The organism is Flavobacterium aquicola, from assembly GCF_003385115.1.
GTDB lineage: Bacteria > Bacteroidota > Bacteroidia > Flavobacteriales > Flavobacteriaceae > Flavobacterium > Flavobacterium aquicola.
The window spans coordinates 1-8,889 of record NZ_QUNI01000006.1; the positions used below are offsets into that span (position 1 = coordinate 1).

Sequence of the window (8,889 nt, forward strand, 5' to 3'; positions counted from 1 at the left end):
ATGCGAACCTTTTCTTAAATCTGTGCTCATAATCTAAAGGTAAAGATTTTTTCGCATTACTAAAGTACTGCAATAAATTGCAGGGTTTTAAACCCGAATCTGAGACCAATAAAACCTTGCTATAAAACAGCAAGGTTTTTTTATGCTCTAAAACTCACTATCTCTTTACGTTAAATATTTTATTTTTATTTATTCTAAATAAATTGTTAATTAAAAATAAAGCAAATATATTTGTCGAATTATTTTTAATTAATCTAAATAAAAAATGAAGACCCAAATTTTACTCTGCGCAGTAATGCTTTTTTCAATTGCTGGTTTTGCTCAAGAAATTCAAACCGATTCCTTAAAGGCGGTAGAAATCAATAACAAATACAAGTATAGGAGAGAAAAAAGTACGACTGTTTCCAAAATGCCATTAAAAGACCTAGAAAATTCACAAGTCGTATCATCAATTACAAGCGGTTTACTAAAAGAGCAAGTAAATATATCTTTTGACGATGCTCTAAATAATGCGACAGGAGTAACAAAATTATGGGAATCTACGGGACGTGGCGGCGATGGTGGCGGATATTTTGGATCAAGAGGATTTTCTGTACAGCCAGGTTTAAAAAATGGTTTACCAAATGTAGGAAACGGAACTCCAGACCCAGCAAATATAGAAACCATTGAAGTTATCAAAGGCCCTTCTGGAACTCTTTATGGAGGAGCATTAACTTCACACGGTGGCTTGATAAACATAAATACTAAGCAGCCTTTTGGAGAGACTAAAACTGATATATCATATACTTTTGGTTCATTCAACACACATAGAGCAACTATTGACCATAACCAAACACTAAGCTTGGACAAAAAAACTGCTTTTCGTATAAATGCAGCCTACACCAATAAGGAAAACTTCCAAGATTACGGTTTTTCCAAATCATTTTTTATTGCTCCTTCCTTGTTATGGACTATAAATGATAAATTATCCTTTGTAGTAAATGCTGAATTTATGGATTCAGAAGGAACGAATCCAACTATGCTTTTTATGGACAGAGATTCACCTGTTCGAGCTAATACAGTAGAAAAAACTGGATACGACAATAAAAGATCTTATACCAGCAATGATTTAACTTTGGAAAACCCTTATTACAATCTTCAAGCTACCGCAAATTATACAATCAATAATCATTGGACTTCTAAAACATCATTCTCTAATTACACTTCTTATTCAAAAGGGTATTACACCTACTTATATGAAGGTACGTCTTTAATCGAGAAAACTTTAGCCCCATTAATAGGACCTTTTACAGTCGATGGTGCTATTTATGCACGTTCAGTAAGTAAAATGGATTCTAAAAACAAAGGTCTTGATATACAGCAAAACTTTTTGGGAGATTTTAAAATCGGTGATTTAAACAACAAATTATTAGTAGGTGCTGATTACTATCATGAAAATATTGAAACCGATAACAGCTCGTATGGAAACCAAGGTTTTGTTCACGTAGGAGGTTCAAGTAATGCACAGTTTCAAGCTTTGGTACCCTATTTACATACTGCTTATGGAAGTCCGATTAAAATGAATGAACAAGGAGATGACTCAGGTGATTTAACACCAAAGGGAGCCGATCAGGTAATTACTTTCTCTACTCCAGATAATGCAAGTTTAGATAACTACAGCTTTTATGTTTCAGATGTATTAAATGTTACAGATAATTTATTCCTTAATGCTGCTGTACGTTATGATGTTTACGAATCAAAATACAGTTCTGCAAGTAACAGTTTTTCAAAAGACTTTTCAAATTGGTCTCCTAAATTTGGTATAATTTTTCAACCAATCAAAGAGCAAATTTCAATTTTTGCAAATTATCAAAATGGTTTTGGCCGTCCACAGCAAATTGCTGATTATGTTGCCGGAGTTGCTAATAATTATTATGCAAAACCAGAGCAATCTATTCAATATGAAGGAGGAGTAAAATTAGATTTTTTCAAAGGCAAACTTAGCGGAACTTTAAGCTACTTTGACATTACCGTTAATGACAAAACGATTTTTATTGGAGATTATACAAATGGACATAATGACCAAAATGGAAAACAACGCAATAAAGGTTTTGAAGCTCAATTTTTATTAGCTCCCTTAAAAGGATGGAATGTTACTGCTGGATATTCTTATATTGACAGCAAATTATTAGAAGGAGATGCTGTTTTCGTTGGATTACGTCCCGAATCAGCAGGACCATATAACAATGCCAATTTATGGACAAGCTATAAATTTACCGAAAATTTCATAAAAGGATTTGGTCTTGGTTTAGGAGCAAATTACGGAGGCGAATACGCTACATTAAATAGAAATTTTACAGGGCAATTTTACTTGCCGGAATATTTAGTTTTTGGTGCAACTGCATTTTACGAAACATCTAATTTCAGAATTGCTGTAAAAGCAGATAATTTAACAAACGAAGAATACTATAGAGGCTGGTCAACGATCAACCCGCAAACACCTAGAAGCTTTTTAGGCTCAGTATCATATAAATTTTAGTCCCAAAAGACATTAGTATAAGTTGATTTTTAAAAAATAAACTCCTCATCACAATGGGGAGTTTTATCCACTTTTATGAAAAAAAATAAATTCAAAAAAGCGATCGGTAAGCTACATTTATGGCTCGGATTATCAACGGGGCTCTTGGTATTTATCATTGCTATCACTGGCTGTCTGTATGTGTTTCAGGAAGAAATCACCAATTATCTTCGAAAAGATGTTATTTTTCATAAAGAGCAAAATATAGCATCCAAAAAAATACTTCCATTAAAAGTTCTTGAAGACAAAGTAAATGCTTTTACAAAGGAAAAATACCCTGTCCATTGGGCCAACATACCAATGGATAAAAGCAGAAGCTATATTTTTTATTATTATGAACACAATACCGAAGCATGGAATTATTTTGAGGAATATGCCGTTTACAAATCTGTTTATGTAAATCCTTTTACAGGTCAGATTCTAGCTGTTTATGATGAAACTGCTGATTTTTTCAGCATTATTAAATCGTTACATTACAGCTTTTTGCTAAAAGGCGAATGGGGAGCCTATGTTACCGGTATACCTACATTGATATTCGTTTTTATGCTTATTTCCGGTATTATTCTTTGGTGGCCAAAAAATAAAAATGCCCGAAAACAGCGTTTTTCTTTTCAATGGAGTAAAGTAAAAAACTGGAAAAGAAAGAATTATGATCTGCACAACATTTTAGGATTTTATGCTTCTTCATTGGCCTTCGTCATAGCATTTACAGGATTGTTTTATTCCTTCTTTTTTATCCAAGCTATTCTATATATAACATTTTCTGGCGGAAGTTTAGCCTATCCTGATTTTTCGCATATTAAAACCAAAGCTCCATTAGAAGTAAGAAATGACTTAATATTAGACAAAATTGGTAAAAAAGTGGAACAATTATATCCAGATGCTTTTGGGTATAGTCTTGATTTTGGACACCCACACATTGATGATCACGAACATCCCAATTATGAAGTATTTGTCAAACAATTATCCTATTCATATCATGTTAATCACAGTTTAATATTTGATGAAAACTCGGGCGAACTGCTTCATGTTCATTCTCATAAAGATAAAAATTTAGGAGAGAAAGCGGTAGCAGCAAATTATGATATTCATGTTGGCGCAATTTTTGGAATTCCAGGCAAAATTATAGCATTTATTCTGAGTCTAATCTGCGCTTCCCTTCCCGTAACCGGATTCTTAATTTGGTGGGGACGAAAGAAAAAGAAAAAAGAAACAAATACTGTAATTGAATAGTAATTAGTACTTTCTGAAATACATCTCAGCTTCAAAAAACGCAGTTGAAACTTGAACAATCCAGGTATTACAGACTGGATTTTTTTAGGGCTGATTTAATTAATTCTAAATAAAAAACAGTACGCCATTTTGATTTACTAAACGCAATCTTGCAGCGACTTTATGATAAATAACTTTTTATTCTATACATCATGTTTGATTATACCATATTAATATTAGAGAAAGTGAGTTTTGATACACTGCTCTTTTCAAAGGAATTACAAAAGGCCATCCATACTTTGACGCCTTCAGAAATTCAGAAATTAGAAAAATGGTTTTTCGATTATTCTCAATCGCATACTGAATTAGACCAATTCAAAACTTATTTTTTGAATTAATTTTTGATCGATAAATAAGAAACTGGATCAAAAATCAATTTTTTCATTTCTCAATTAAGAAATCAAAGAATCAAATTATATTTATAGCATTGGCTTTCAAATTTGAAAGCCAATTTTTAATAAACAAAGTCTATTTTTAATAAATCTAAATAAATTTTATTAGCTATATTTGCAACGAAATTACCTAAAAAATTATAAACAAACTCCCAAAACAGCAATATCAAAGAGATAATTAAAACATATAATTTGAAAAAAAAACATGATTTCGAAAGTCTGTACAGAAACTTTTGGAAAAAATTATATGTTATCTGTTATAATAAAACTGCAAACAGAGAAGCCGCAGAAGAAATGGTTCAGGACATTTTTATCTCGTTATGGAACAGAAGAAATGAATTAGTGATTACGTCTTCTATTGAACATTATTTGATAAAATCTGCAAAATTAAAAGTAATTGACTATTACAGAATGCAATCTTCTGTGAAACAAAACAACTTGATGGAATGCAATTTATGTGAGCATCCAGAATTTGATGAAAAATACCTTCAGCATAATGAAGCTGTATACAAATTTCTTGAACAGGATATAGAAGTTGTTATTAATGACCTTCCCTGCCAGTGTCAAAAGGTATATCGCCTTAGCCGTGAAGAACAATTGAGCACAGCTGAAATTGCCGACAATTTAAATATTTCTCCTAAAACAGTAAAAAACCATCTTACAAAAGCTCTTCGCTCTATACGAGAAAACATTCCTCTGCTTTTTCTGATAACTGCTCTTCAAAACGTCATTATAAAAATATTTTTATAATTTTTACTTCCACACTAGGACTCCTTCCCTATTTTCCCGACTATAGTATTGAACAAGGTATATAGTCGAATGAAAATAACCCCAGAAATATTAAAAAAATACGCCAGTCAGCAATGCTCCGAGCAGGAAAACAAAATTGTTGAACGATGGCTAAAAACAGAAAATCAAACAGAAAATGAGGAAGACGTAAATGTTCCTGATTTTTTGGAAGAAAAAATATGGACTAATATTAAAAGTACAATAGCTGTAGAACCAGAAAAAAAGGAAACTATTTTTCAGAAAAAAACAACTTGGGCTATTGCTGCCAGTATCGCTTTATTGATTGGTTTGACATTTTTCAAACAGTCCTCTTCCAGCCCAGAAGAAATTCTTGTTTGCCAAACATTAGCTGGAGAAATGAAAAATTTCACTCTAAGTGATGGCACTCTAGTTCATTTGAATGCTAATTCATTTTTAAAAATCCCTAAAAAATTTACAGCAAATACACGTATAGTTACTTTAGCTGGAGAAGCCTATTTTGAAGTAGCAAAAGACAGTCTTCGTCCTTTTACCATAAAAACCAAAAAATCAGAAACAACGGTTTTGGGTACAAAGTTTAATTTATCAGCATACGCTGATGAACAGACTACATTAACGTTAGATGAAGGTAAGGTTTCTTTTAAAAGCAAAACCAATACTACAAAACCAATTATTATTCTGCCCAACGAACAAGCTGTCCTAACTGACGAAAGTCTTATCAAATCAACAGTAAACACCAAATATTACAAAGGCTGGATGAGCAACACACTGTACTTTAACAACGAATCGTTTTCAAGCATTGCTCATAAAATTGAACGTGGTTATGGAGTAGAAATTCAGATTAAAAAGCTACAACTGGAAAATCAATTATACAAGGGAGAATTCAATAACCCAAATATAGAGACTCTATTAGATGATTTAAGCTATGTGCTAAAGTTTAAATATGAAATAAAAGAAAATCATATTATCATTTATTAATCCTAAAACCCGCAAATGAAATAAATCCACGTCAAAAAATAATTTTAAAAAAACCAGTATGCCGTCTCCAAACTAACATACTGGCAGAATGTCATTCAATAGAAATTAAATAAACATTTTTTACAAAAATATGAAATATAACACTAAAAATGCATGCTGTCAGCGTGTATTAAGAATCGCTCTTTTTCTTATATTATGCTTTAACACGCAATATATCTTTGCCCAAAATACATTATTAGACAAAAAAGTCACTTTAAGTTTTAAAGATGAAAACCTGACTACAGTTATTACCAAAATAGAAGAACAGGCAGGATGCACATTTTCTTATACCCCAAGCGTTTTTAAAATCAATAGACTTGTTAGTAAAAACTACGTTAATAAACCTTTACGAGAAATACTTGATGAATTATTTATAAAACAACAAATAAGTTACCGTATACGAGGCAACACAATACACTTACAAAATAATACCAAAAAAAAGCAAGTGTCATCTGAGGATTCTAATAAAGTAAAAACTCCTATGACTGCTAACTTGGAGAAAAATAATTCTCAACTTGATGAAGTAATTGTTTCGGCCAGTAGAAAAACGGAAACACTATCTAAAACTCCTTCTTCAGTAACAGTCATTCGTTCAAAAGATATAGAAACACTTTCCATTGTTAGTCCAAATGTAGCAAATATACTGGCTTTTTCAGTTCCTGGTTTAGGTTCTGCAACTAATAACACTGGTAATTATGGACAAACACTCCGAGGACGAAATCCACTAGTTCTCATAGATGGTATACCTCAGTCTACTCCATTAAAATCAGCAGGAAGAGAAATGCGTTCCATTGATCCCTCTGTTATTGAACGCATTGAAGTTATTAAAGGTGCTACAGCTATTTATGGAAATGGGGCTGATGGAGGGTTAATTAATTATATCACAAAATCAGCCAAAACGGAGAAAAAATTTGGAGGATATAGCGAAGCTGGTACCACAGGAAATATTAAAGGGGATAGTGTAATAGGGTATCGATACACACAACAGTTTTTCGGAAAACTTAAGAAGTTTAATTATATTGTTGGAGGGGTTTATGAAAAAACAGGAGTCTTTAGAGATGCCAAAGGTGAAGTTATATCTCCAGAATACGGATTGGGAGAAACAAAAACATACAATGTTTTTACTAAATTAGGATATGACCTTACTGATAAACAAAGGTTTGAAATCATGTATAATTATTTTAGCTCTAACCAAGATTCTGATTTTATATTAAAAAATGGAGTTTATGGAAAAACTCCTGCCATAGGAATACTTTCCAATAGACCTGGTATAGATGAAGGTACACGTTACAATCATAACGCTAATTTTCAATACAATAACAAAAATATTATTGGAAATACCAGCTTAACGGCTAACATATATTTTCAAGATTTCTTAACTGTTTTCTCCAATTCTACTTTTTTCTATGGTGGAGGGCAATCTCAAACTGCTTCTACCAAAAAAGGATTGAGAGTAAACTTGAATACACCATTTACACTTTCTTCTAAAATAATGGGTGATGTTAGTTATGGTTTTGACATACTAAATGATAAAACAAATCAAAAACTGGTAGATGGTCGAGTTTGGGTACCTAACATTGATATGGTCAATTTGGCACCTTATGCACAATTAACAACGCAATGGTTTAATGATTGGACCGTAAAAGCCGGAGTACGTGCCGAAAATATTAAAATAAACATTGAAAGTTACAATACTCTAGCTACAGGGCCAAATGGTGTTGGAAGTATTGCCGTTAAAGGAGGAGATTTAGAGTATAATACATTAGTTTTCAATGCTGGTGTCAGATATTCTAAATTTAAATATTTCAATCCTTTTATAAGTTACTCTCAATCTTTCACTATTTTCGATATAGGTAAACTTCTTCCTTCTGCAAAAGAAGATGCCATATCAAAATTACAAACAGATCCTATGATTGTCAATAACTATGAAGGAGGTTTCAGTAGTCAATTAGGAAAATTTGATTTTAGTGCTTCTTATTATTACAGCACTTCAAAACTTGGAACCAATTCGATTCAGGTAGATGGTTATATAGTTGCTGAGCGATTACCAGAGCGAGTATGGGGTTATGAATTTCAAGCAGATTATCAAATAATTAAGCCATTAACACTAGGAGGAAACTATTCTTATGTACAAGGAAGAGGTGATAAAGATGCTGATGGCAATTTTTATGGTGATAATGACATATATTTAAAATCAAATCGAATCCCTCCAGCTAAAATAACTGCTTATGCAAAATATGGAACCCGAAAACTGAATGTTGAATTATATTGGATGTATGTAGGCGACCGTGATTATTTTACAGCTAGAAGTAATGGGACTTATGCCCTAGGAGAAGGACCTATTAATTCTTTTAATTTATGGAATTTGGTCACAGCATATAAGTTAACTGATCAACTTCGTATAAAATTAGGTATTGAAAATTTACTTAATACAGCATATTATCCTACTACTTCTCAATTTTATGGTTCTAATTCCAATTATACAAGAGGAAATGGAACAAGATTCAATTTATCAGTTGGTTATAATTTTTAATATGTCTTGAATAATGTCTTTAGGGTTTCTGGTAAAAATTACCAGAAACCTAGTTTTTGAAATGATCTTAAAAACAAATTCTTTTAATAACAGAAAACCCCATCGAATAACCTTAAACATCTGATGGATTTTTAACCTTTAAGTTTGAAGTAATTTTTAATTCACAAAACACCTCTGTCTTCGAATATGAGCTGTTTTTACTTAAAAAAGAACAAGTTTATCTGTTTATATTTATCCTGCTAATGAATTAACAAAACAATGAAATTAAAAAAAACTATAGGTAAAATACATTTATGGCTAGGTCTGGCTTCTGGGCTTATTGTAATTATTTTAGGCATTACAGGCTGTTT

Annotated in this window: 6 protein-coding genes; all 6 read left to right on the forward strand. The window is 31.8% G+C overall.

What is annotated here, in order from left to right; all coding sequences use genetic code 11:
• Positions 1–265: 265 nt before the first annotated feature.
• The 6 genes from C8P67_RS11390 (at position 266) to C8P67_RS11415 (ending at position 8,539) form a co-directional block, all read left to right on the forward strand.
• Positions 266–2,518: a TonB-dependent siderophore receptor gene (locus tag C8P67_RS11390; protein WP_115813307.1), complete on the forward strand. Its 2,253-nt coding sequence runs from the start codon at positions 266–268 to the stop codon at positions 2,516–2,518.
• 75 nt (positions 2,519–2,593) lie between these two features.
• Positions 2,594–3,790, forward strand: coding sequence for a PepSY-associated TM helix domain-containing protein (locus tag C8P67_RS11395; protein WP_115813308.1), 1,197 nt, complete (start codon positions 2,594–2,596; stop codon positions 3,788–3,790).
• Between the two features lie 191 nt (positions 3,791–3,981).
• A complete protein-coding gene (locus C8P67_RS11400) occupies positions 3,982–4,167 on the forward strand; it encodes a hypothetical protein (RefSeq protein ID WP_245980426.1) in 186 nt (61 codons plus the stop codon).
• A 246-nt stretch (positions 4,168–4,413) separates the two neighbouring features.
• Positions 4,414–4,971: an RNA polymerase sigma-70 factor gene (locus C8P67_RS11405; RefSeq protein ID WP_245980427.1), complete on the forward strand. Its 558-nt coding sequence runs from the start codon at positions 4,414–4,416 to the stop codon at positions 4,969–4,971.
• Positions 4,972–5,040: 69 nt separating this feature from the next.
• Positions 5,041–5,967, forward strand: coding sequence for a FecR family protein (locus C8P67_RS11410; RefSeq protein ID WP_115813311.1), 927 nt, complete (start codon positions 5,041–5,043; stop codon positions 5,965–5,967).
• Between the two features lie 130 nt (positions 5,968–6,097).
• Positions 6,098–8,539, forward strand: coding sequence for a TonB-dependent receptor domain-containing protein (locus tag C8P67_RS11415; protein WP_245980428.1), 2,442 nt, complete (start codon positions 6,098–6,100; stop codon positions 8,537–8,539).
• Positions 8,540–8,889 lie beyond the last annotated feature (350 nt).

Coding starts and splice junctions, on each gene's coding strand:
- C8P67_RS11390 (WP_115813307.1), top strand. CDS start 266: ATGAAGACCCAAATTTTACTCTGCGCAGTAATGCTTTTTTCAATTGCT.
- C8P67_RS11395 (WP_115813308.1), top strand. CDS start 2,594: ATGAAAAAAAATAAATTCAAAAAAGCGATCGGTAAGCTACATTTATGG.
- C8P67_RS11400 (WP_245980426.1), top strand. CDS start 3,982: ATGTTTGATTATACCATATTAATATTAGAGAAAGTGAGTTTTGATACA.
- C8P67_RS11410 (WP_115813311.1), top strand. CDS start 5,041: ATGAAAATAACCCCAGAAATATTAAAAAAATACGCCAGTCAGCAATGC.
- C8P67_RS11415 (WP_245980428.1), top strand. CDS start 6,098: ATGAAATATAACACTAAAAATGCATGCTGTCAGCGTGTATTAAGAATC.